At 66.1% G+C, this 22,039-nt stretch carries 22 protein-coding genes; 7 read left to right on the top strand and 15 right to left on the bottom strand.

What is annotated here, in order from left to right; translation table 11 throughout:
- Positions 1-117 precede the first annotated feature (117 nt).
- From BRSPCE3_RS30055 to BRSPCE3_RS30045, 3 genes are all read left to right on the top strand, one after another.
- Positions 118-1,131: a 1-aminocyclopropane-1-carboxylate deaminase gene (locus BRSPCE3_RS30055; protein WP_244069959.1), complete on the top strand. Its 1,014-nt coding sequence runs from the start codon at positions 118-120 to the stop codon at positions 1,129-1,131.
- 199 nt (positions 1,132-1,330) lie between these two features.
- On the top strand, positions 1,331-1,579 hold the full coding sequence (locus BRSPCE3_RS30050; RefSeq protein WP_244070136.1) for a hypothetical protein: 249 nt from the start codon (positions 1,331-1,333) through the stop codon (positions 1,577-1,579).
- A gap of 205 nt (positions 1,580-1,784) precedes the next feature.
- The gene (locus BRSPCE3_RS30045; RefSeq protein ID WP_244069958.1) at positions 1,785-3,050 is read left to right on the top strand and encodes a S1C family serine protease; all 1,266 of its coding nucleotides are present in this window, start codon (positions 1,785-1,787) and stop codon (positions 3,048-3,050) included.
- Between the two features lie 160 nt (positions 3,051-3,210).
- On the opposite strand, the gene BRSPCE3_RS30040 is transcribed toward BRSPCE3_RS30045, so the two are convergent.
- From BRSPCE3_RS30040 to recQ, 5 genes are all read right to left on the bottom strand, one after another.
- A complete protein-coding gene (locus BRSPCE3_RS30040; protein WP_244069957.1) occupies positions 3,211-4,152 on the bottom strand; it encodes a metallophosphoesterase in 942 nt (313 codons plus the stop codon).
- A gap of 83 nt (positions 4,153-4,235) precedes the next feature.
- Positions 4,236-5,984: an NAD(P)/FAD-dependent oxidoreductase gene (locus BRSPCE3_RS30035; RefSeq protein ID WP_244069956.1), complete on the bottom strand. Its 1,749-nt coding sequence runs from the start codon at positions 5,982-5,984 to the stop codon at positions 4,236-4,238.
- 167 nt (positions 5,985-6,151) lie between these two features.
- Complete coding sequence (locus BRSPCE3_RS30030; protein ID WP_244069955.1) at positions 6,152-7,354, bottom strand: MFS transporter; 1,203 nt, start codon at positions 7,352-7,354, stop codon at positions 6,152-6,154.
- Positions 7,355-7,493: 139 nt separating this feature from the next.
- The gene (locus BRSPCE3_RS30025; protein WP_244069954.1) at positions 7,494-8,192 is read right to left on the bottom strand and encodes an alpha/beta hydrolase; all 699 of its coding nucleotides are present in this window, start codon (positions 8,190-8,192) and stop codon (positions 7,494-7,496) included.
- Positions 8,193-8,330: 138 nt separating this feature from the next.
- Positions 8,331-10,199: a DNA helicase RecQ gene (recQ, locus tag BRSPCE3_RS30020; protein WP_244069953.1), complete on the bottom strand. Its 1,869-nt coding sequence runs from the start codon at positions 10,197-10,199 to the stop codon at positions 8,331-8,333.
- A gap of 133 nt (positions 10,200-10,332) precedes the next feature.
- Here recQ and BRSPCE3_RS30015 point away from each other — a divergent pair, with 133 nt between their 5' ends.
- From BRSPCE3_RS30015 to BRSPCE3_RS30005, 3 genes are read left to right on the top strand one after another with little or no spacing between them, the layout of a single operon-like run.
- A complete protein-coding gene (locus tag BRSPCE3_RS30015) occupies positions 10,333-11,676 on the top strand; it encodes a cytochrome c (RefSeq protein ID WP_244069952.1) in 1,344 nt (447 codons plus the stop codon).
- Positions 11,673-12,164 (top strand): (2Fe-2S)-binding protein, encoded by a 492-nt coding sequence (locus BRSPCE3_RS30010; RefSeq protein ID WP_244069951.1) that lies wholly within the window; start codon positions 11,673-11,675, stop codon positions 12,162-12,164. The genes BRSPCE3_RS30015 and BRSPCE3_RS30010 overlap by 4 nt, the downstream gene beginning before the upstream one ends.
- A complete protein-coding gene (locus BRSPCE3_RS30005; RefSeq protein ID WP_244069950.1) occupies positions 12,161-14,383 on the top strand; it encodes a molybdopterin cofactor-binding domain-containing protein in 2,223 nt (740 codons plus the stop codon). The genes BRSPCE3_RS30010 and BRSPCE3_RS30005 overlap by 4 nt, the downstream gene beginning before the upstream one ends.
- Before the next feature lie 5 nt (positions 14,384-14,388).
- Here BRSPCE3_RS30005 and BRSPCE3_RS30000 read toward each other — a convergent pair whose 3' ends face one another.
- Together BRSPCE3_RS30000 and BRSPCE3_RS29995 are read right to left on the bottom strand one after the other, a co-directional pair.
- Positions 14,389-15,606 carry a DUF2235 domain-containing protein gene (locus tag BRSPCE3_RS30000; protein WP_244069949.1) on the bottom strand — a complete coding sequence of 406 codons (1,218 nt, stop codon included), beginning with the start codon at positions 15,604-15,606 and terminating at the stop codon, positions 14,389-14,391.
- Between the two features lie 63 nt (positions 15,607-15,669).
- A complete protein-coding gene (locus tag BRSPCE3_RS29995; RefSeq protein ID WP_244069948.1) occupies positions 15,670-15,939 on the bottom strand; it encodes a hypothetical protein in 270 nt (89 codons plus the stop codon).
- Between BRSPCE3_RS29995 and BRSPCE3_RS29990 the strand changes: the two genes are divergently transcribed.
- Complete coding sequence (locus BRSPCE3_RS29990; protein ID WP_244069947.1) at positions 15,931-16,458, top strand: hypothetical protein; 528 nt, start codon at positions 15,931-15,933, stop codon at positions 16,456-16,458. The genes BRSPCE3_RS29995 and BRSPCE3_RS29990 overlap by 9 nt on opposite strands.
- 14 nt (positions 16,459-16,472) lie before the next feature.
- On the opposite strand, the gene BRSPCE3_RS29985 is transcribed toward BRSPCE3_RS29990, so the two are convergent.
- From BRSPCE3_RS29985 to BRSPCE3_RS29950, 8 genes are all read right to left on the bottom strand, one after another.
- Positions 16,473-17,849 carry a VWA domain-containing protein gene (locus BRSPCE3_RS29985; RefSeq protein ID WP_244069946.1) on the bottom strand — a complete coding sequence of 459 codons (1,377 nt, stop codon included), beginning with the start codon at positions 17,847-17,849 and terminating at the stop codon, positions 16,473-16,475.
- Positions 17,850-17,855: 6 nt separating this feature from the next.
- The gene (locus BRSPCE3_RS29980; RefSeq protein WP_375709985.1) at positions 17,856-18,809 is read right to left on the bottom strand and encodes an AAA family ATPase; all 954 of its coding nucleotides are present in this window, start codon (positions 18,807-18,809) and stop codon (positions 17,856-17,858) included.
- Positions 18,810-19,075: 266 nt separating this feature from the next.
- Positions 19,076-19,393 carry a hypothetical protein gene (locus tag BRSPCE3_RS29975; protein WP_244069944.1) on the bottom strand — a complete coding sequence of 106 codons (318 nt, stop codon included), beginning with the start codon at positions 19,391-19,393 and terminating at the stop codon, positions 19,076-19,078.
- A gap of 172 nt (positions 19,394-19,565) precedes the next feature.
- Positions 19,566-20,198, bottom strand: a complete 633-nt coding sequence (locus BRSPCE3_RS29970; protein WP_375709984.1) for an HAD-IA family hydrolase — start codon at positions 20,196-20,198, stop codon at positions 19,566-19,568.
- A 170-nt stretch (positions 20,199-20,368) separates the two neighbouring features.
- Entirely contained in the window at positions 20,369-21,049 is a 681-nt protein-coding gene (locus BRSPCE3_RS29965; protein WP_244069943.1) for an isoprenylcysteine carboxylmethyltransferase family protein, read from the bottom strand.
- Positions 21,050-21,146: 97 nt separating this feature from the next.
- A complete protein-coding gene (locus tag BRSPCE3_RS29960; protein WP_244069942.1) occupies positions 21,147-21,485 on the bottom strand; it encodes a hypothetical protein in 339 nt (112 codons plus the stop codon).
- Between the two features lie 36 nt (positions 21,486-21,521).
- Positions 21,522-21,701, bottom strand: a complete 180-nt coding sequence (locus BRSPCE3_RS29955; protein ID WP_244069941.1) for a hypothetical protein — start codon at positions 21,699-21,701, stop codon at positions 21,522-21,524.
- A 54-nt stretch (positions 21,702-21,755) separates the two neighbouring features.
- On the bottom strand, positions 21,756-21,950 hold the full coding sequence (locus BRSPCE3_RS29950) for a hypothetical protein (protein ID WP_244069940.1): 195 nt from the start codon (positions 21,948-21,950) through the stop codon (positions 21,756-21,758).
- Between the last annotated feature and the right edge of the window lie 89 nt (positions 21,951-22,039).

Below are 22,039 nucleotides of genomic sequence, written 5' to 3'. Positions count from 1 at the left end.
GCTAACCGCAGGGGCAGACTTAGAGAGCACCTTTCGCGCCCGGGGTGATAGGTCTGGCCGCCGTTCCAGGACACTAAATTCAAGACACCAAATTCACGACACCAAGAGGATGCCAGCATGCTGGAGAAGTTCGCGCGCTATCCGCTCACCTTCGGGCCGACCGCCATCGAGAAGCTCGATCGGCTTTCAAAGCATCTCGGCGGCAAGGTCGAGCTCTATGCCAAGCGCGAGGATTGCAATTCCGGGCTCGCCTATGGCGGCAACAAGCTGCGCAAGCTCGAATACATCATTCCCGATGCGATCGCCTCCAACGCCGACACGCTGGTCTCGATCGGCGGCGTGCAGTCGAACCACACCCGCATGGTCGCGGCCGTCGCCGCCAAGATCGGCATGAAGTGCCGGCTGGTGCAGGAAAGCTGGGTACCGCATGAGGACGCCGTCTACGACCGCGTCGGCAACATCCTGCTCTCGCGTGTGATGGGCGCCGATGTGCGCCTGGTCGACGATGGTTTCGACATCGGCATCCGCAAGAGCTGGGAGCAGGCGATCGAGGAAGTGAAGGCGGCGGGCGGCAAGCCCTACGCAATTCCGGCCGGCGCCTCCGTGCATAAGTTTGGCGGGCTCGGCTATGTCGGTTTCGCCGAGGAGGTGCGCGCGCAGGAGCGCCAGCTCGGCGTCAAGTTCGATTACATCGTGGTCTGCACGGTGACCGGCTCGACCCATGCCGGCATGCTGGTCGGCTTCGCCGCCGACGGGCGCGCGCGCAACGTGATCGGCATCGACGGTTCGTTCACGCCCGCGCAGACCAAGGCGCAGGTGCTGTCGATCGCGCAGAACACCGCAAAGCTGGTCGAGCTCGGCCGCGACATCGTCGAGGATGATGTCGTGCTGATCGAGGACTATGCCTATCCCGCCTACGGCGTGCCGTCGGAGGAGACCAAGGAGGCGATCCGGCTCAGCGCGCGGCTCGAAGGCATGATCACCGACCCGGTCTACGAGGGCAAATCGATGCAGGGCATGATCGACCTGGTGCAGAAGGGCTACTTCCCGGCCGGATCGAAGGTGCTCTACGCCCATCTCGGCGGCGCCCCGGCGCTCAACGGCTATGCCTACGCATTCAGGAACGGCTGAGGCGGAAGGGCTTCCGATTTCGTGGCTTCGTAGCCCGGATGCAGCGAAGCGCAATCCGGGTCGGTCTCTCGACGGCGGGAGATCCCGGATTTCGCTGCGCTGCATCCGGGCTACAGGCCCGCCCCACGTCAGGTCCCCGTCAGCTTCACCCGATATTTTCCCGTATGGCCGGGGAGAGTCGGGAGACCTTCGCGTGAGGATGATGAATGCGGCCGGCCGAGCCATCGCCGCGCTCGGCCTTGGCATCGTCGCCATGGGGCATTGGGTCTGGACCTACCAGGGCCACGGCGCCGTGCCGCGCGCCCGCCTCCTGCTGGCGATGAACAGCGAGGTCGAACTCTACGCCGGCATCTTCCTGATCGGCGTCGGCGTCCACGCCTTCGCATCCTGGTACTGGTTCAGCGAGCCAAATCCGCCGGCGCAGTCCTCGGTCGGCGAGCCGCAGTAGCATCCGCCTTCGCGGCGGATCGGATTGTGTCTGGGTTGACATCTTCGGAACAAAATAGGAACATGCCTTCCGTAACCTGAGGATGTAGCGATCGCCTCATCCGCGGCGGATTTGCGCGGCCGCAGCACCAAAGACCAAGCCGAGCACCACTTGCGGATGAATTTACTCGCCTCCTATAAAGGGTTGTGGCTGGGGAGTGTGTATCATGAGAGTTGCGATCTGGGCGGCCGTTGCGGCCGCGTGGCTGTTTGCGTCCGCAACTCCGTCGAACGCCCGCGGTCCCTACGGCTCGATCACGGTCGGCAACTGGAAGGGCGGCGCTTTCACCGACGACAAGAGCGGCGCGTTCACACATTGCTCGGCGGGGAGCACCTACCAGAGCGGCATCTTCTTCATGGTGGCGGTTGCCGCGAATGGCAGCTGGCGGCTGGGCTTGGCTCATGACAGCTGGCGCCTGACGCCGGGCGAAGCCTTTCCGCTTGCGCTGACCTTTGACGGCCAACCCGCGTTCAATGTCTACGGCATGCCACTTGGCGAGAAGCTCGTGAATGTCGAGATGCCGGTGAATTCGGCGCTGATCAACCAGTTCCGCAAGGCGCGCCAGATGACGGCATTCGCGCAGGGACAATTGTTTCAGTTCAACCTCAATCAGACCGCGCAGCTGCTGCCGGCCCTGCTCAACTGCGTCGTCTCGGTGAAGAAGAACGGCGTCGCCAATGCCGGCGAGTTCGCGGTCGCGGCCAAACCTGCGGCTGCGCCGCCGCAGCAGGCCGCAGCACCCAACGCGCCGCCCGCGAAGCAGGCGAGATCGGGAACCGGCACCGGCTTCGTCGTCAGCGATAGCGGCCACGTCGTCACCAACCATCATGTGATCGACGGCTGCAACGAGATCACGGGCAATCTGAGCGGCGCGGCGGCGGTCAAATTGCGGCTGGTGTCCGACGACGAGACCAACGATCTCGCGCTGCTGCAGGCGCCGTCGCCGTTCAAGGATGTCGCGAGCATCCGGCAGAACTCGATTCGGGTGGGCGATGGCGTGGTGGCGATCGGCTATCCCTATCATGGCCTGCTGACATCCGATTTCACCGTGACCACGGGCATCGTCTCGTCCTTGAGCGGCATCCTCAACGACACGCGTCATCTGCAGATCAGCGCCGCGGTGCAGCCCGGCAACAGCGGCGGACCGCTGTTCGATCTCGGCGGCGCCGTGGTCGGCGTGGTGGCCGCGAAGCTCGACGCGGTCAGGATGGCGCGCGCCACGGGATCGATCCCGGAAAACATCAACTTCGCCATCAAGACCGGCGCGCTGCGCGACTTCCTCGACAACAGCGCGGTGGAGTACCGGACCGCCGAGCGGCACGACGCCACGAAGCGTGAGACCTCCGACATCGCCAAGGAGGCGCGCGGCTACACGCTGTTGATCACCTGTACGGTGAACGAGCAGAGCGCGAGCGCGAAGAAGGGCAATTGAGACCTCGCCGCTGCTCCTTCCCATCGTTACGGCTGGGCGATCGCGTAGGGCGGTTTTTCATACTATTTTACCGCTGACTGCGCGTCCGGGCGGCCGCCGGCTACTGTGCATGGGGTTGTTTTGGATATTTTGGCAATGGGCCGGCGGTGCGCGGGCGGGCTCAACCGAGCCGCTGCAGCGTATGCACCGTGATCTCGGCCGGGCAGTTCAGCCGCACCGGCGCGAGGCTGGTGCCGGCGCCGGCCGATGTGTATCCGGCAAGGTCGCCGAACCGCCAGGCGCCTCGGCCCATCCGGCGCGGCAGCCGCGCCTCGAGCTTGATCGCGATGCCGCCGGGCAGGCAGAGCTGGCCGCCATGGGTATGGCCGCTCAGCATCAGGTCGAAGCCGGCCGCCTGCGCCGCGCGATAGGATTCCGGCGTGTGCGCGAGCAGGATCGAGAACGCATCGCGGGGGATGCCGGCGGCCGCCTTTGCGATGTCGTCGGTGCGATAGAAATGCGCGTCATCGATCCCTGCGAGATGGATCGTGGCACCGTCGCGTGCGATCGTCTCCTGCTCGTTGAACAGCATCCGGATGCCCATCGCCTCCAGCGCCGGCGTCATGCGGATGCTGTCGTGATTGCCGAGGATGCCGTAGAGCGGCAGCTTGATCCGCGCGCACAGATCCCGCATCAGCGCGAGGCTGGTCTCGAACGGGCCGAACGTCCTGCCGCGATAATCGCCGGTCAGGACGCAGACGTCGCAAGCGATGTAACGGACGATGTCGGTCAGATGCCGCATCGCGCCCTGGCTGATGTCGGCGTGGAGATCGCTGATGTGAAGGATGGTGAAGCCGTCGAACGCCGCCGGCAGCCGCGCCGACGTCACCAGATTGCGCCGCACCTCGACCCGGTCGGCGTTGCGCCTTGCGCGGCCATGCAGGCCGACGACTTTCAGCGCCGTCTCGACGACCCGCGGCGCCAGCTTCCAGTTCTCGACGTTGAACACCAGCGTGCCCTGGCCGAACAGCTGCTTCTCGTGCGCGGCCTCGATGCCGAGCCGGCGCACGACGTGATCCGCGCCGATCCGCTCGACCAATCCCTGCAATGCCGTGTCGGCCATCGTCCCCCGTGCGGCCCGCGATGCGACACGCGGGCCGGCGCGACACTATCATGCGCAATCCCGGCGGCGATACCGCCGGCGGCTCAGACCACGGGAACCCGCTTGGCGGCGACCGCGGCCGGCGAGATCACCTCGATGTCGAGCGGCACCTGCCAGCGCTCGGTGAAGCGCACCTGCGGCGGCGAATTGCCGTTGCGGCCGCCCTGCAGCACGAAGCCGTCATAGCCCGAATTCATCACCTCATTGCACTTCTGCACATAGATCGGGAAGCCGCCGATATAGGGCATGAACACGCGGGGGCGGCCCGGGATGTTGGCGCCGACATACCAGGAACTGCAGGTCGAGCGCAGAGACACCGTGGAGACGTCGTTGACATGGGCGACCCAGGCGTCCTCGTCGTCACGGATCGCCTCGATCGTGCCGGCGCCGATGTCGCGCATGTGACTGATGCAATCCGCCAGCCAGTCGACATGCTGCTCGATCGCCTGGATCATGCTCGCGAGCACCGACGGGCTGCCGGGCCCGGTGATCATGAACAGGTTCGGAAAGCCTTCCGAGGCGAGGCCGAGATAGGCGCGCGGGCCGGCACGCCATTTCTCGGCCAGCGTCCGCCCGCCGCGGCCGGTGATCGCGATCTTGTCGAATGAGCCCGTCATGGCGGCAAAGCCGGTCGCCGAGACGACCGCGTCGAACTTGTGTTCGGTGCCGTCGACCACGATGCCATCGCGTGTGAAGCGCTCGATCGGTGTTGTCGACACGTCGACCAGCTTCACGTGTGGCAGATTGTAGGTCTCGAAATAATTGGTATCGACGCAGAGCCGCTTGCAGCCGAATACGTTTCGAGGGGACAGCAGCTCGGCGGTGGCGGGATCCTTGACGATGCCGCGGATCTTGTCGCGTGCGAAATCGGCGATGGTGTCGTTGGCCGCCTTCTCGAACAGCAGATCGCCGAACGCGCCGAGGAAGGGCAGGCCGCCGCGCTGCCAGGCCTCCTCATAGAGCCGCTCGCGCTCCTGCTCGCTCGCCTGCAAGGCAGGCTGGGCGTTGAACAGAAAATAGAAGCCGGTCGGGCGCGCGCGGGCCTTGGCGCGCAGCTCCGGATAATGCGCCTTGGCCTCCTTCAGATACTCCGCCGACAGCTTTTCATTCCATGCCGGCACCGACCAGGTCGCGGTGCGCTGAAACACCGTCAGCTCGGACGCTTGCTGCGCGATGATCGGGATCGACTGGATCGCCGACGAGCCGGTGCCGATCACGCCGACGCGCAGGCCGGTGAAGTCGACACCCGCATGCGGCCACTCGCCGGTGTGATAGATCGGCCCGCGGAAATCTTCCATGCCGGGAAAGGCTGGACGGTTCGGCGCCGACAGGCAGCCGACCGCCATGATGCAGAATTTCGCGGTGACCTTGTCGCCGCGGTCGGTCTCGATCGACCAGTTGCCTTCCTGTTCGTCGAAAGCCGCCGCGGTGACGCGGGTGTCGAACACGATCTGGTCGCGCAAATCGAAGCGATCGGCGACGTGGTTGGCATAGGCGAGAATTTCGGGCTGCGGAGAATATTTCTCCGACCAGCTCCAGTCCTGGTCGAGTTCCTCGGAGAACGAGAAGGAATATTGCAGGCTCTCGACGTCGCAGCGCGCGCCGGGATAGCGATTCCAATACCAGGTGCCGCCGACGCCGCCGCCGGCTTCATAGACCCGCGCGGTGAAGCCGAGCCCGCGCAGCCGATGCAGCATGTACATGCCGGCGAAGCCCGCGCCGATCACCACGGCATCGAACGTTCCAGTTTCGGCAGGGCGCGCGGTTGTGCGTGCGGTGCTCTCCTGAGCCATGGCCCGTCTCTTCCCTATCTCTTGTCGTTCTATCTTGGCCGCGCCTCGTTGGACGCAACGACAGAAAGATTAGGGCTGTTGCGGCGCGGCCCGCAAGCGCATGCGTTGCCGCGCCGGGTATGGCTCCTATGCCGCGGCGCCGAGGGCTGCGGTATCCGGGCGCTGCCTCACTCCAACCGCTCGACCTTGCGCAGCGAGGGGAACCACCGCATCCAGAGCAGCGCCACCGCGACGGTGCCGAGGCCACCGATCAGGGCTGCCGGCACCGCGCCGAACAGTGCAGCGGTGATGCCGCTCTCGAACTCGCCGAGCTGATTGGAGGCGTTGACGAACAGATAGTTCACGGCGCCGACGCGGCCGCGCATCTCGTCGGGCGTCGCGAGTTGCACCAGCGAGACGCGGATCACGACGCTGATCGTGTCGGCCGCGCCCATCGCGGCGAGCGCCAGTGTCGACAGCCAGATATGTCGCGAGATCCCGAACGCGATCACCGCCTGGAACATGCGCAAGCCCACCCGCCGCGCGATCGGGTGCCGCGTCAGCACGGCCGTCATCACCAACGCGCCGACCGCGGGCGCAGCGCGCATCACGCCGAGCGCCCAGGGGCCGGCATCCAGGATGTCGCGCGCATAGATCGGCAGCAGCGCGCTGGCGCCGCCGAGCAGCACCGCGAACAGGTCGAGCGAGATGGTGCCGAGGATCGCCGGATTGTCGCGGACGAATTTCACCCCGGCGAACAATTGCCCGAGCGATGGCGGGTCCGGCTCGGCCGCCGGCCGTTCGAGCCGGATCGCGCCGCAGAAGATGGTGGCGAGCAGCCAGCACGCCGCCATCACGGCATAGGGGACGACCGGCGAGATCGCGTAAGCGAGGCCGCCGATCGCCGGACCTGCGACGATCGAGATTTGCCAGGCACCGGTCGACAGCGCGGTGGCGCGCTGCAGCTGGCCCTCCGGCGCCACGGCCGGCAGCAGCGCCGAGGACGCCGGATCACCGAATGCGCCGGCGATACCAAACCCGACCAGCACCGAGAAAATCTCGGGCACGGTCAGATCGCCGGCAAAGCTGCGCCAGCCGAGATAGGCGGCCCCAAGACCCTGGATCAGTTGGCAGGCCTGCACGACGCGGCGGCGATCGTAGCGGTCGGCGGCGTGGCCGGCGATGAATACAAGCAGCGCGTTCGGGATGAACTGCACCAGCCCGACCAGGCCGAGATAGACGGCGCTGCCGGTCAGCGCGTAGACCTGCCAGCCGATCGCAACCGTGGCGATCTGATAGGCGAATTCGGAGAAGCAGCGCGACGCCACGAACAGCAGCAGCGGCGGATGGCGAAACAGGTCGGCCGATGCGGCCTCAGGTTGCGGGGACATGCGCCACGCATGGCGGAGCGTGTGGCGGCAGTCAATAGGCGGTGCTTAGAGCTGCTTTAGAGTCGAGCCGGCTTCCTCGTCGTAGCGACACAAACCATCATGGCCGGGACACGTCCGGCCACGACAGAGCAACCGGTGTCTACGCCTGCGCCAGGCTGGTCGCGGCCTCGTCGATCAAGGCGGTCACCTCGTTCGGCTTCGAGGCCAGCGAGGCGTGGCCGGCCGCGAGCGTGATGATCTTGCGGGGCTTCATCCGTTCCGACATCCGCTTCTGGTTGTCGGGGTTGATCATCCGGTCTTCGCTGGAGATCTGGTACCAGACCGGCTTCTTCTTCCATGCCGGCGCGCTGACGTTGTCGCCGAATGTGCTGGCAAGCGGCGCCTTCTGGGTGACCGCCATCACCAGCGCTTCGTCGGCAGGCAGATCCTGGCAGAAGCTCTCGTGAAACTTGTCGGGCTTGATCCAGAGATAGCCGTCGCTATCCGGTGCGACATTGGCGATTGCTGCCGGCGGCAGTCCGGCACTGATGCCGCCGGGGCTCTCGCCGGCATCGGGCGCGAAGGCTGCGATGTAGACCATGCCGACCACGTTCGGGAGATCGCCGGCTTCGGTGATGACGGCGCCGCCGTAGGAATGGCCGGCCAGCAGCACCGGACCGCTCTGCTGCTTGACCATCTTGCGCAGGCGCTCGGCATCGTCGGCGAGCGAGGTCAGCGGCATCTCCACCGCTTGCAGGCCGGTGTGCCCCTTGCGCGAGAGCGCGACGATCACCTTGCTCCAATGCGCCGCGCCTCCCCAAAATCCATGAACCAGAACGATCGTCGGCTTGCTGCTCATGCTCGGCTCCTCTGCTGGATGGGTGAAGGAAACGCGGTCAGGATGAGCGGACATCCGCGGGCCGTCAACGAGACAAAGCGCGGCCAGATCGCGCCGGTGTCACGATGGCGTCACCGACAAGCGGCAGTCGGCGACTGCTCAGCCGTCGTTGGACTTCACGATCCGGATCAGCTCGGCGCCGTAATGCTCGAGCTTCTTGTCGCCGATCCCGGCGATGTTGCGCAGTTCGTTCAACGTGTCCGGACGCATCGCGGCGATGCCGTCGATCGTGGAATCATGCAGCACCACATAGGCCGGCACGCCGCGCTGGCGCGCGACCTCCGAGCGCCAGGCGCGCAGCGCCGCATGCAGCGTCGGGTTGGCGGTGCCGCCCGGACTGTCGGCCGCGGGCGCCAGCTCGCCACGGCGCGACTTGCCGCGGACCGCGCGGTTGCGCGCGCCTTCCGGTTGCTCGCGCAGCATCACCGCGGTCTCGCCCTTCAGCACGCCGCGGGCGCTGTCGGTCAGCTTCAGCGCGCCGAAGGCGTCGCTGTCGGCGCGCAGATGACCGATCGCCACCAGTTGCCGCAACACCGCACGCCATTGCTTCTCATTGAGCTCGCGGCCGATGCCGAACACCGACAATTGGTCGTGGCTGAACTGCTTGACCCGTTCGGTCAGCCGCCCGACCAGCACGTCGATCAGGTGCATGGCGCCGAAGCGTTGCCCGGTGCGGTAGGCGCAGGACAGCAGTTTCTGTGCAAGCACCTTGCCGTCGCGGACGCGCGGCGGCGTCAGGCAGTTGTCGCAATTGCCGCAATTCTCGTGCGCGTGCGTTTCGCCGAAATAGCCGAGCAGCCGCTGCCGCCGGCAATGCACGGTCTCGGCGAGCCCGACCAGCGCATCGAGCTTGCCGATCGAGACGCGCTTGAAGGCATCCGAACCGGTCGATTCATCGATCATGCGGCGCTGCTGCACGATGTCGGAGAGGCCATAGGCCATCCACGCCGCCGACGGCTTGCCGTCACGGCCGGCGCGTCCGGTCTCCTGGTAATAGGCCTCGATGCTCTTCGGCAGATCGAGATGCGCGACGAAGCGCACGTCGGGCTTGTCGATGCCCATACCGAACGCAACCGTGGCGACGATCACGAGGCCATCCTCATTGAGGAAGCGATCCTGATGCCGGGCGCGCACGCCGGCATCGAGCCCGGCATGATAGGGCAGTGCGGGAATGCCGGCTTCGCTCAACGCCGCCGCGACGTCCTCGACCTTGGCGCGCGAAAGGCAATACACGACGCCGGCGTCGCCGGCATGCCGATCCCTGATGAAGTTCTTCAGCTGCGTGGTCGCGTTCTGCTTGTCGACGATCTCGTAGCGGATGTTGGGCCGATCGAAGCTCGCGACGAACTCCGGCGCGTCGGTGAGCTGGAGCCGCTCGGCGATCTCCTTCCGCGTCAGCGCATCCGCGGTCGCGGTCAGCGCGATCCGCGGCACGTTGGGGAAGCGCTCGGCGAGCGCGGACAGGCCGATATATTCCGGGCGGAAGTCATGGCCCCATTGCGAGACGCAATGCGCCTCGTCGATCGCAAACAGCGCGATCTGCGACTGGCCGAGCAGATTGAGACAGCGCGGCGTCAGCAGCCGTTCCGGCGCCACGTAGAGCAGGTCGAGATCGCCGGCGAGCAGCCGCCGTTCGACCTCGGAGCCCTCCTCATACGACAGTGTGGAATTCAGCACCGCGGCATTGACGCCGGCCTCGGTGAGACCAGCGACCTGGTCGCGCATCAGCGCGATCAAGGGCGACACCACGATACCGCAGCCGTCGCGCAGCAGCGCCGGCAGCTGGTAGCACAGCGACTTGCCGCCGCCGGTCGGCATCAGCACCAGGCAATTGCCGCCATCGGTGACGTGGCGGATGATCTTCTCCTGCGCGCCGCGGAAGCCCGACAGACCGAACACGGAACTGAGCACGGATCGCGCGTCGCGAGGCGGAGCCGGGGCGCGATCGAGGGCGGGCTGGGCAGTCATGGTCCCTTGCATGATCCCTTGCGATTTCCCCTGATGTCCTTGGGGTCAACAGGCGGTGATCGAGGTCTTCGGAGCGAACGATACCGGAACGAAACGTGTTAATACACGTCCCAACAACAAACTCAATTCAAGCATGGCTCGTCAGCTGCGGTTCATCACAGGCATTGCCGCGATCGTGCTGGTCGCGGGCGCGGCCGTGGGCGTTGCGGTCGCCTGGCGGCCGCAGATCGCGGCCATTGCGCCGCCCCGGCCGGACATCTTCGATCCCGATATCGTCAAGCGCGGCCGCGATCTCGCGGCGATCGGCAATTGCAACACCTGCCATACCGTGCAGGGCGGCGCCAATTACACCGGCGGGCTGCCGGTTCCGACGCCGTTCGGCACCATCTTCTCGTCGAACATCACGCCGGATGCCGAGACCGGCATCGGGGGCTGGCCGGAGGAGGCGTTCGTCCGCGCGATGCGCTCGGGCGTGGCCCGCGACGGCCGGCACCTCTATCCGACCTTTCCCTATGACCATTTCACCAATGTCTCCGATGCGGATGACCGGGCGCTGTACGCGTTCCTGATGACGCGACAGCCGGTGCACGCGTCGCCCCCGGCGAATCAGCTGGCGTTTCCGTTGAATTATCGGCCGCTGATCGCGGGGTGGAAGCTGCTGTACCTGCGCGGCGGCGAGGTGCCGTCCGACCCGGCGAAGGGCGCGGAATGGAACCGCGGCGCCTATCTGGTGGAGGGGCTCGCGCATTGCGGCGCCTGCCATACGCCGCGCAACGCGCTCGGCGCCGAGCGGGTGAATGCGCAGTTCGCCGGCGGCGAGGTCGACAATTGGCACGCCTATGCGCTGAACGACGCCTCGCACGCTCCGGTGCGGTGGACTGCCGAGGCGCTCTACGCCTATCTGCGCCATGGCTGGCATTCCGATCACGGCACCGCCCGCGGCCCGATGGCCGAAGTGGTCGGCAATCTGGCTGATGTCGCCGACAGCGACGTGCGCGCCATCGCCGTCTATATGGCCGATATCTCGGGCGCCCCGCCGCCGGATCGCAAGCGGCCCGCGGATGCCGTGGCGCAATCGGCATCAGCGGACGCAGCGCAAGCCAACACCGCAGGCGCGGCGATCTATGCCGCGGCGTGCGCTTCCTGCCACGAGGGCAACCGGGCGCTGCCCTATGGCGGCGTCAATCTCGCGCTCAGCACAGCGGTCGCAAGCCCCGACCCGCGCAACCTGCTCAACATCGTGCTGTCGGGCGTCGGCGCCGTCGCGGGCGAACGCAGCCCGATCATGCCGGGCTTCGCCGCCAGCATCGACGACGCGCAGATGGTTGCGCTCGCGAGCTATCTGCGCGCCGGGTTCGGCAAGCGCCCGGCGTGGAACGATCTCGACAAGGCCGTGCGCGATGCGCGCGCGGCGCAAGCCACCTCGGTTGCGGCGCGCGACGCGCCCGCGGACTCCAGACAGCGAGGCACGCCATGACGACATTGAAGGTCAATGGCCGGGATCATCGGGTCGACGCCGATCCGGATACGCCATTGCTCTATGTGCTGCGCAATGATCTGGCGCTCAATGCCGCCAAGTTCGGCTGCGGGCTCGGGCAATGCGGCTCCTGCACCGTGATCGTCGACGGCAAGGCGGTCTTGTCCTGCGTCACGCCGCTGCTGCTCGTCGAGGGCAAGCAGGTGACGACGCTCGAAGGCCTCGGCACCGTGGCCGCGCCGGCGCCGATCCAGCGCGCCTTCATGGAGGAGCAGGCGGCGCAGTGCGGCTACTGCATCGCCGGGATGATGATGCGCGCGCAGGCGCTGTTGATGCGCAACCCGAAGCCCTCGGATGCGCAGATCCGTGCCGAGCTCGAGCCGCATCTTTGCCGCTGCGGCACCCATATGCGCATCCTCCGCGCGGTGCATCGCGCCGCCAGGCTGATGGACACCGCCGACGCCGCAAGCGACAGGAGCGTCCGATGAGCGCGCCGGTGGTTCTCGATCGCCGCAGCGTGCTGGCCGGTGGCGGCGCGCTGATCGTCAGCTTCTCGATGCGCGGCGCGATCGCGCAGGAGCAGAAGCCTCAGGGCCCGAAATTGCCGGGGAGCCTCGCGACTTCACCCGATCTGGATTCCTGGATCCGGATCGACGCCGACGGCCAGATCACCGCCTTCACGGGCAAGGCCGAACTCGGCCAGGGATTCCGCACCGCGTTCCAGCAGATCGCGGCCGAACAGCTCGACATTCCCTTCGATGCGCTGAAGGTGATCGCCGCCGATACGAAACTCACGGCGAATGAGGGCTACACCTCCGGCAGCCATTCGATGCAGGACAGCGGCACCGCGATCCTGCATGCCGCGGCGCAGGCGCGCGCGCTGCTGGTCGCGGAGGCGGCCAGGCGGCTCGACATGTCTCCCGACGCGCTGCGAACCGAGAATGCGGCCGTCATCGCCCCTGATGGCCGGCGTTTGAGCTATGGCGAGCTTGTCGGCTCGGACATGCTGCATGTCCAGGCGCAGCCGACATCGCGCCTGAAAGATCCGGCGAGCTTCAAGGTGATGGGGCAGCCGGTGCCGCGCGTCGACATCCCCGCGAAGGTTACGGGCGGCGCCGCCTATGTGCAGGACATGCGGTTGCCCGGCATGGTGCATGCCCGCGTGGTGCGCCCGCCAAGCTATGGCGCGCAACTCGCGGAATGCGATACGGCCGCGGTCGAGAAAATGCCCGGCGTGGTCGGAATCGTGCGCGACGGCAATTTCCTTGCCGTGGTGGCGGAGCAGGAGTTTGCCGCGGTCAAGGCCATGCACGCGCTGGCCGGGGCGGCGAAATGGCGCGAGAGCGCGAAGCTGCCGAACCAGCAGGACCTGGCCAATGTGCTGACCGCGCTGCCGTCGCAGGATTTTGCGATCTTCCAGCGCAATGATCCCGCGGTGAGCGGCACGCGCTCGCTCGAAGCCACCTACACGCGGCCCTACCAGTCGCACGGCTCGATCGGGCCGTCCTGCGCGGTCGCGCAGTTCGTCGACGGCGCGATGACGGTGTGGACGCACACGCAAGGCGTCTATCCCGACCGGCAGGCGATCGCCGAGATGCTCGGCATGCCGCAATCGAGCGTCCGCCTGATCCACGTCGAGGGCTCCGGCTGCTACGGCCATAACGGCGCCGACGATGCCGCAGCCGACGCCGCGCTGATTGCCCGCGCGCTTCCCGGACGACCGGTTCGGGTGCAGTGGATGCGCGAACAAGAGCACGGCTGGGAGCCCTATGGTCCGGCAATGGTGACGAAGCTAAGCGCCTCGCTCACGGCCGACGGCAAGATCGCCGACTGGAATTTTGCGGTGTGGAGCAACACCCATTCGATGCGGCCGGGCGGCGCCGGCTCGCTGCTTGCCGCGCAGCACATGGCGCGGTCATTTGCGGTGCCTGCGCCAAAGCCGTTGCCGCTTCCCGAAGGCGGTGGCGATCGCAACGCGATCCCGATCTACACTTTTCCGAATGCGCATGTGATGCACCACTTCATCGCCGCGATGCCGCTGCGGATTTCCGCGATGCGCGCGCTCGGCGCCTATCACAACGTGTTCTCGATCGAGAGCTTCATGGATGAGCTGGCGGATCTCGCCGAAGCCGATCCGGTCGAATTTCGCTTGAAACATCTCGACGATGCGCGCGGCCGTGCGGTGGTCGAGAAAGCGGCCCGGGAGTTCGGCTGGACCCGCGGGCAAAAGCCGCCGCCAAATCGCGGCTACGGCTTTGCGTTCGCGCGCTACAAGAACCTCGCCGCCTATTGCGCCATCGCGTCCGAGGTGGAGGTCGATCGCGAGACCGGCAGGGCCCGGCTGGTGCGCGCGGTCGCCGCCGTCGATGCCGGCCAGGTCGTCAATCCCGATGGCATCACCAACCAGATCGAGGGTGCGATCGTACAGTCGACCAGCTGGACACTGTATGAAAGCGTCACCTTCGACGAGTCCCGGATCACCAGCATCGACTGGCAGACCTATCCGATCCTGCGCTTCAATGCCGTGCCGGACAGCATCGCCGTTCATATCATCAACCGGCCGGGCCAGCCGTTCCTCGGCAGCGGCGAGACCGGGCAGGGCCCGGCCGCGGCGTCACTCGCCAATGCCATTGCGCATGCGACCGGCAAGCGGCTGCGCGACCTGCCGCTCAGCCGCAAGCGGATCAAGGATGCGATCGACGCGTAGGGAAGTCAGGCAACGGGTGCGGGCGGCGCCGGCGGCGGCGTCAGGGGCTCGACCTGGTAGGTCGTCGGCAGGTTGATCGGCTTGTAGCTCGAATCCTTCATGCGCTCCACCACCGAGGCATGGATGATCGCGCCCTCCGGTATTGGCCGCGGCTCGCCCATCGGCAGATAGAAGCCGAGGAAGGATTTCCGCTCCGGCCATTCCTTCCATTTGTCGCTCTTCGGAATCCACTCCAGGATTTCCCAGGCGGCGGTCAGCGAATTGTGCAGCGGCGCAGTCGCACTCGGCGGCACATAGTCGTGCGTGTGCGGTGGCAACGGCATCCCCCAGGCGAGATGATCGATCAGCGCCTGGTCCATGCGCAGCCCGGCGGCCTTGGCCTGCTCGAGCATCCAGATCAGCGGAAACTTCGACGGTCCGCTCTGGTCTTCCGGATAACCGCCGCCGACGTCCGAGTGCACGCCGGCGAACCAGACCTGGCGGATGTCCTGCTCCACCGCGGTCGACGGATCGAACGGATCGGAGCGGAATTTCTGCGGCTCGATCCAGCGGTTGAGGCGGAACATGCGCCTGCGCTCGTCGATCGAGATCGCCTGGCGAAACCGCCTGACGCTGGAATTGGTGCGGGTGAACAGCAGCGTCTGCAGGTCGAACAGGAAGTTGTCCTGTCGCGGCACGATGATCGAGGCCACGGTGTCCCAGACGCCGACGAATTCGATGTCGATGTTGCGGCCGCCCGCGATCTGGCTGAAATGCCAGGCTTCCTTCAGCGGCGCATCGTCGAACGTGCCGTCGGGCTTCTGGGCGTCCGAGCTCGCCTTCTTGTAGGTCGAGAACGCATAGCCGGCGAGGTCGAGCTGATCGACCGGCAACAGGCCCATCACATGGACGAAGGCCGCCAGCGTGCGCACGGTATAGGCGCCGCGGCTGAAGCCGAACATCCAGACCCGGTCACCGGGCTCCCAGAGCCGGCACAGAAACCGGTAGGCGCCAAGCGTGTCCTCGTCGAGACCCGCGCCGAAGGCCAGCCCGAACAGGCCGCGGACCTGCTGCTTGAAGCGGCCCCAGGTGTTCTGCAGGCCGATCGTGCCGAGACCCGGATGATAGTAGATGCGCTGCCGGTCATTCTTGTCGGCGACGCGGAACAGCTTCAGCACGTTGGAAATGTTGGCGCCGATCTCGTTGCCGGTGCCGTCGCACAAAATCACAATATCCTTCGGCATCCGTTGCCCCCGCGGTCGCCGTGAAAATACTGGCCTCTATGTACGGCAGAACGCGGGGAAAATTCAATCTCCAATTGAAGACGGTTCTGTGTACCCGGCGTGACCGCCTGGTCGTGCCGAAATCCGCGGAGCGGGATCGGCGTCGGGATCGCTCTGCAATGCCGTCACAGAATTCAATTGCAACACTTTGGAAAAGGTGGGAATCTGCCGGTGAATCATTTTGTGTTGTGTTGATATTATCTCCCGTTCAGGGATTTCGCCGGTGCGCGCGATCATGCCTGCTGCTTTCTGCGGCTTCCTCGACAACGACAGGAACGGATCGGCATGAGCCATCAAGCTCTCGTGACGATCATTCTCGCGGGACTGGTGGTGGGTGCGTTCGGACTGTTCTGGTGGGTCGGCAGCTATTCCGACCGCGTCTTCGCCAACCGATTCCGCACCCGCTTTCCGGAAAAGACGCTGAGCTACAGTGGCGACCAGCTGGGCGAGCTGGTGCAATCCGATCTCCGGATGAAGTACGTCTTTCCAGTGCTGTTTCCGCTCGATCTCATCGTCATGCTGGCGCTCGCCGGCGCGATGGGGGCGGCGTCATCGCACTGGCTCAACCAGATCTATCCGTCCGCGGCGTGGCTCGGCCTGGTCGTGCCGGCGGTCTATCTGCTCAGCGATCTGATCGAGGATTGTCTGCTGGCGTGGCTGCTGCTGCACGGCGACCCGCATGCCGCGGCGCGGTCGGTCTCGATCCTGAAGGCGATCACGACGATCAAGCTTGTCAGCGTCTCTGCCTCGATCGCGCTGACGCTGGTTGCGTTCGTCGGGTGGCTGCTCCACAGCGAATCGCTCGCGATATAGCGCCTCGGCCGATCCTATTGATAGGTCGCCACGATGTCGGAGACGGCGCGCTCGAGTTGCCGGGCGGTCGCGCATTGCCGCACCACGGTGCAGAAGGTCGCGTAGCGCGGCATCTCGGAATCGCCAAAACCCCAGACCATGCGGCCCTCGGGGTTGAGCCAGACCAGCCGCTTGGAGCGCTCGCCGATGCGGCGCAGGATGTCGGCGCGCGGGTCGAGATTGTTGCTGCGGGCGTCGCCGAGCACGATCACTGTGGTCTGCGGCGTGATCGCGCTCATCCAATTGTCCTCGAAATCGGCGAAGGAATTGCCGTAGTCGGACGAGCCGAAGCCGACCTTGGACATGATTTCCTTCATCGCTTCTTCCGGCGAGTTCGATTCCAGGATGTCGCTGACCTCGATCAAATGGCCCGAGAAGGCGAACGAGCGGACGTCGTCGACGACCTCGTGCAGGCTGTGGATCAGCAGCAGGAAGAAGTCGGAGACGCGGGCGACCGAGCCGGAGACGTCGCACAGCGCGACGATCTTCGGCCGGTCGCGATGCTTGCGCTTCCACGCGGTGAGGAATGGCACGCCGCCCCAAGCCGCGTTTCGCCGCAGCGTGCGGCGGACGTCGAGATGGCCGCGGCGCTGACGCTTGCGCGGCTTGGAATAGCGTTCGCGCAGCCGGCGCGCGATCTGGCGGATCAGCGCGCGCATCTGCTCGACCTGGCGCGGCTCGATCCGCGCCAGCGGCGCGTTGCGCAGGATCTCGTTGCGCAGGTTTTCGGTCTCTTCGCGCCCGTAGAGCAGCAAGGCTTGCGAGACCGCGTCGCGAACGGTACCGCGCAGGCCGTTGAGCGCTTCCTGCAGCCGCTCGGCGAGCGCCGGATTGCGCGTGGTCTGCTCGTCGATATCGTCGCGCAGGCGCTGGATCCCCATCGCATCGAGGATGCGGGTCTGGAAGATGCCGCGCTGGGTGAAGTAGCGGATGTCGGGCAGTGAGGCGGCGCCGGAGGCGTTGGCGATCGCGGTCGATATCGCGGAGCGATCCTGCGACAGCAGCATCTGGGCCAGCGGCCCGACGTCCTCGTTGGCGGCGCCGCCCGCGCTGTCGCCATGCTCATCGGCCGACGGGTTGGCGCTGGATTCGCTGTTGTCGTTGGCCTTGTCCTGCTCGGCGCTCTCCTGCTGCGGCTCGGGCTGGCTGAAGAACAAATCGAAGCATTCGCCGAGCGCGCGCTTCTCGTCCTGGGTCTTGGCGAGCGTCAGCAGGAAGGTGTCGCGCAGGATGTCGCGGTCGGCAAAACCGACCTGGGCGACCGCCCGCATCGCGTCGATGCTTTCGGCGGGCGAGACCCGGACCCCGGCTCCCCGCGCCGCACGAAAGAAGCGATGCAGGTTCTCGCGCATCTTGATTTAGCTAAATACGCCCTGGCGCGACGCCTTGGCGATGAAGGACGATATCTGCGGCGTCGCGGCCTCGATGTCGGCCTCGTATTTCAGCAGCACGTTGAGCGTATCCTTGACGATCTCGGTGTCGAGTTCGCTCGCCTGCAACAGCACCAGCACGCGCGCCCAGTCGATCGCCTCGCTCACCGAGGGCAGCTTCTTCAGGTCCAGCGAGCGGATCTCGTGGATGAAGCCGACCATCTGCTTGCGCAAGGTCTGCGAGATGCCGGGCACCCGGCTCTCGACGATGCGCTCTTCCAGCTTCTGCTCGGGGAAGCCGATATGCAGATGCAGGCAGCGCCGCTTCAAGGCGTCGCCGAGATCGCGCTCACTGTTCGAGGTCAGGATCACGGTCGGCGGCGCCACCGCGGAGACGGTGCCGAGTTCGGGGATCGTGACCTGGAAGTCCGAGAGGATCTCCAGCAGCAGCGATTCGAACTCGGCATCCGATTTGTCGATCTCGTCGATCAGCAGCACGCAGCCGGCCGGCTGCTCCAGCGCCTGCAGCAGCGGCCGTGGCTCGACGAACTCCTTGGAGAAGAACACGTCGCCGAAGGTGTGGAGCTGGTCGAGCGCCGCGGCCAGCGTCTGCGCGCCGCCGAGCACCTCGCCGAGCTTGTCCTTCAGGATCTGGGTGTAGAGCAGCTGCTTGGCGTATTTCCACTCATACAGCGCCTTGGCCTCGTCGAGGCCCTCATAGCACTGCAGGCGGATCATCTTCATGCCGCGCCAGGCGGCGATCGCCTTCGCCAGCTCGGTCTTGCCGACACCGGCAGGGCCCTCGACCAGGATCGGCTTCTCGATCTGCTGCGACAGATAGACCGCGGTCGCGATCTGCCGACTCGCAATATAGCCCTGTGCGGCGAGGCCGCTCTCCACGGCCTCGATCGAGGCGGTGGGCCTGGTGTCAGCCACGAGGATCAGCTCCGGATTTGCCTTGAACTCGGACCTGTTCTGCGCCCGTTGCGGCCAAAGCACAAGGCTCGTTTGGCCCGCAAAGGCATGGGCTTAGCGCATGGTTCCGGAGTATTCCGCCGAGCGCAATACAGAGGGGAGCGCGTAGCCCGGATGAAGCGAAGCGCAATCCGGGAAGGTCTTTCCGCGGATAGTCTGCCCCGCATTTCGTTGCGCTCCATCCGGGCTACAAGGGACATGCATGCAGGGCTCCATCCGGGCGACGAAACGCTCTAGCCGGCGCAGCTCTTCACGAAATCCTTGCGCTGCGGGCCGGTGATCTTCTGGTCAATCGCCTGCTTCAGGCAGTCGAGATGCGCCTGCGCCATGCAGAGCTGCATCTGGTCGTGCCGATCCTGCCCCTTCAGCGCCTTGGCCGCGCTCTGGCAGGCTGCGCGCTTGGCACCGGGCACGGGCGCCGCGGCCGCCGTGTTCTCCTGCGCGGGAGCAGCCGCCGGCGCGGCTGCCGGTGCGGATGTTGACTGCGCGAACGCTGCGCCCGAGGCCAGCAGCGAACCAGCCGAGACCAGGGCTATGACGAGACGTTTCATGGGATGTGCCTCCGCGGGCATGATCCGGAGACGTGGACGCTGGCGTTCCGGAACATCATGCTCAGACCAGGAAAGGATCACGATGCGATCGCGAGATCGCGCCGTGACCCAGGGGAGGCCGAGACCTAGAAGCCGCCGCCTGAATGCGGCGTGAATGTGCGGCGTAGCCGCTTCACCTCAGCGTGAGGCCGGTCGCCGCTTCGAGCTCGGAGATCGCCTGCGCGGCGCTCGCGACCTTGATCGTGGTCATGCCCATCTCGCGTGCCGGCTTCAGATTGACGCCGAGATCGTCGAGATAGACGCAGTGCTTCGGGTTCACCTGCAGCGTCTCGACCATCATCCGGTAGATGCGCGGGTCGGGCTTGCGCAGGCCGATCTTTGCGGACTCGATGACGTGGTCGAACAGCGACATCACCTCGGCGACATAGAGCGTGCGCCCGCTATGGCTGCCGATCGCGTTCGACGGCAGATTGTTGGTGATGCAGCCGGTCTTGAATTTCGCCTTGATGCGCTTCAGCGCCTCGACCATCTCGGGGCGCAGGTCGCCGGAGAGCAGCGGCAGCACGTCCTTGCCGCGTACCTCCGCGCCGAGCGCCTTGGATTCCGCGGCGAACAATTCGTCGAACGCATCGATGCCGATCTCGGCGCGCTCGAACTTGGCCCAGGCGTTGTCGAGATGGTTGGCGGCGTTGGTGCGGCGGATGATATCGATCGGCAGGCCGCGCTCGGTCTCGTAGCGCGCGAATGCCTCGAACGGCGAGGTGGTCAAGACGCCGCCGAAATCCCAGATCACTGCCTCGATCATCAAAGTCTCGATCATCTAAACCCTGCCCGTTGCGAAGCGGCGGCTTCGCCTCGGGTCGTCCGGCCGTTCTGGCCGAAGACAGGGAAACGCGCGTTCCGCCCTCTTTATTGGAAGTGCCGCCGATCAGGCAAGCCGCCAGTTTGCGGCAAACTCCGCCAGGCGGAACGGGTTCACCAGACCATCGGCACCAGGCGGTAGCGCACGCGCCCGAGATATTCGGCATAGCCGTCGAGCTCGGCGGCGAGCATCCGCTCCTCCATCATCGACCGCAAGCCGAGCAGCGCCGCCATGACGGGCACGATGGCAAGGCCATACCATGATCCGAGCAGCAGCGGCGTGCCGACATAGGTCAACAGGCCGCTGGCATAGATCGGGTGCCGCACATAGGCGTAGGGTCCCGTGGTCACCGCGGCGTGTCCGCGTTCGCGCTGGATCTTGACGACCGGCGCGGCGTAGCTGTTTTCCCGGTAGGTTCGGTACACGATGTAGAACGATGCGGCGATCATCACCGCGCCGACGCATTGCAGCCAGAAGGGGACCTGCGATGTCTGGTAGCGCACCGCGTCGAGCGCCATCAGCGGCAGCCATGTCAGCCAGAGCAAGGGCATGATCGAAGTGATGACGCGATCCCATCCGGCTTGGCCACGCGCGGTGCGCCGCTCGGCCAGCAATCCCGGATCATGCCGGGAGAGCCAGGCCTCGGTGACCAGCCCGCCGATCGCGATCTCGCCGAGGAATATCCAGGCTCCGGCCCATCGCATGGTGCCTGCCGCAAGAAACAGCAATATTCCGAGGCCGACGAACGTGCAGACGGCGCGGCGCGGAAGCGGGTGGTGGGGGCCGTCGCTCATGCTGTCCTCCGACGAATGGCAACGGCTGCGTCACCGGATCCGACGCGCCGTTGCCTGTCAGCCTGTCTGATCGAAGCTTCGCTCGGTACGGAGCGGGTCATCGACGACTCCAGTTTCGCGCCTGTCCGGAATAGACCTTGCTCGGAAGCGCGCGCGCCGCCGGATCGAGCAGGATCCTCATCGCGGTGTTGAGCCGCTCCTCCGCGTGTGGCGATCCGTCATGGCGCAATTGTTGCGGAGCGCCGGCGCCCTGCGGGGGCGCCATGTAGGCCCGCGTTGTCGGCGGCTTGGGCGTGGTGGCAATGTCCGGACGGGCCGCGCGGGCGAGGTCTGTCGGACGCGGCGCCTGGGCACTGCCTGAAGCTGCGGACGGCGCCTCCGCGGGCGGCGGTGCTGCGGCGCTGTCGGATCCGGATTTGCGGGGCGTTCTTGCCATGGCATCGGCTCCATAGGTTGGGTGGCGACGGCGACGTCAGGTGTCGTCTTCGTCTGATGTGGTGCGTTTGGCTATGATCGGGTTGCGGTCGCTGATCGCGGCGAGCAGCGAGGCGTGGCTCACGACTGATGACACGACGATCTTCCCGGAAGGCTGGATCCGGCGACCGTTCTGCTGCTGTTGCTGCGGGCTCCTGGCGGTGGATTTCTGCATCATGTCGATCTCCTTGGGCAGGTGGGGCCCGACGGTGTCGGGCCCCGAGTTCGGCGATCAGATACCGAGTGCGCCGAGGACGCCGGGGATCGCCGCGCCGAGCACATCGCCCCAACCCTGCGGGTTGACCGATCCGTTCGTCGCCACCTCGGCAATCCGCTTCGGACCGCGCTCGATGCCCTCACACTGAGTCGGGCTACGCACGCTGCCGCCGCCGCTGCTGATCGTCTCAAAGTCATTCTTTGCGTACATGTTCAGCTCCTATCTTCAGGTTTGAATTGACGGCAACTACGGAAGGTGGACACCGACCGGGGCGGCCGTCGCTGGACGTTGCCCAGGTG

The sequence above is a fragment of the Bradyrhizobium sp. Ce-3 genome, assembly GCF_022835695.1.
Classification (GTDB): Bacteria; Pseudomonadota; Alphaproteobacteria; order Rhizobiales; family Xanthobacteraceae; genus Bradyrhizobium.
Note: the sequence above shows the minus strand (reverse complement) of the source record. Positions and strands in the feature narration are given on the sequence as shown.

Bases quoted from the DNA above. Each gene is read 5' to 3' on its own strand.
- BRSPCE3_RS30055 (WP_244069959.1), top strand. From the start codon at position 118: ATGCTGGAGAAGTTCGCGCGCTATCCGCTCACCTTCGGGCCGACCGCC.
- BRSPCE3_RS30050 (WP_244070136.1), top strand. From the start codon at position 1,331: ATGATGAATGCGGCCGGCCGAGCCATCGCCGCGCTCGGCCTTGGCATC.
- BRSPCE3_RS30045 (WP_244069958.1), top strand. From the start codon at position 1,785: ATGAGAGTTGCGATCTGGGCGGCCGTTGCGGCCGCGTGGCTGTTTGCG.
- BRSPCE3_RS30040 (WP_244069957.1), bottom strand. From the start codon at position 4,152: ATGGCCGACACGGCATTGCAGGGATTGGTCGAGCGGATCGGCGCGGAT.
- BRSPCE3_RS30035 (WP_244069956.1), bottom strand. From the start codon at position 5,984: ATGGCTCAGGAGAGCACCGCACGCACAACCGCGCGCCCTGCCGAAACT.
- BRSPCE3_RS30030 (WP_244069955.1), bottom strand. From the start codon at position 7,354: ATGTCCCCGCAACCTGAGGCCGCATCGGCCGACCTGTTTCGCCATCCG.
- BRSPCE3_RS30025 (WP_244069954.1), bottom strand. From the start codon at position 8,192: ATGAGCAGCAAGCCGACGATCGTTCTGGTTCATGGATTTTGGGGAGGC.
- recQ (WP_244069953.1), bottom strand. From the start codon at position 10,199: ATGACTGCCCAGCCCGCCCTCGATCGCGCCCCGGCTCCGCCTCGCGAC.
- BRSPCE3_RS30015 (WP_244069952.1), top strand. From the start codon at position 10,333: ATGGCTCGTCAGCTGCGGTTCATCACAGGCATTGCCGCGATCGTGCTG.
- BRSPCE3_RS30010 (WP_244069951.1), top strand. From the start codon at position 11,673: ATGACGACATTGAAGGTCAATGGCCGGGATCATCGGGTCGACGCCGAT.
- BRSPCE3_RS30005 (WP_244069950.1), top strand. From the start codon at position 12,161: ATGAGCGCGCCGGTGGTTCTCGATCGCCGCAGCGTGCTGGCCGGTGGC.
- BRSPCE3_RS30000 (WP_244069949.1), bottom strand. From the start codon at position 15,606: ATGCCGAAGGATATTGTGATTTTGTGCGACGGCACCGGCAACGAGATC.
- BRSPCE3_RS29990 (WP_244069947.1), top strand. From the start codon at position 15,931: ATGAGCCATCAAGCTCTCGTGACGATCATTCTCGCGGGACTGGTGGTG.
- BRSPCE3_RS29995 (WP_244069948.1), bottom strand. From the start codon at position 15,939: ATGGCTCATGCCGATCCGTTCCTGTCGTTGTCGAGGAAGCCGCAGAAA.
- BRSPCE3_RS29985 (WP_244069946.1), bottom strand. From the start codon at position 17,849: ATGCGCGAGAACCTGCATCGCTTCTTTCGTGCGGCGCGGGGAGCCGGG.
- BRSPCE3_RS29975 (WP_244069944.1), bottom strand. From the start codon at position 19,393: ATGAAACGTCTCGTCATAGCCCTGGTCTCGGCTGGTTCGCTGCTGGCC.
- BRSPCE3_RS29970 (WP_375709984.1), bottom strand. From the start codon at position 20,198: ATGATCGAGGCAGTGATCTGGGATTTCGGCGGCGTCTTGACCACCTCG.
- BRSPCE3_RS29965 (WP_244069943.1), bottom strand. From the start codon at position 21,049: ATGAGCGACGGCCCCCACCACCCGCTTCCGCGCCGCGCCGTCTGCACG.
- BRSPCE3_RS29960 (WP_244069942.1), bottom strand. From the start codon at position 21,485: ATGGCAAGAACGCCCCGCAAATCCGGATCCGACAGCGCCGCAGCACCG.
- BRSPCE3_RS29955 (WP_244069941.1), bottom strand. From the start codon at position 21,701: ATGATGCAGAAATCCACCGCCAGGAGCCCGCAGCAACAGCAGCAGAAC.
- BRSPCE3_RS29950 (WP_244069940.1), bottom strand. From the start codon at position 21,950: ATGTACGCAAAGAATGACTTTGAGACGATCAGCAGCGGCGGCGGCAGC.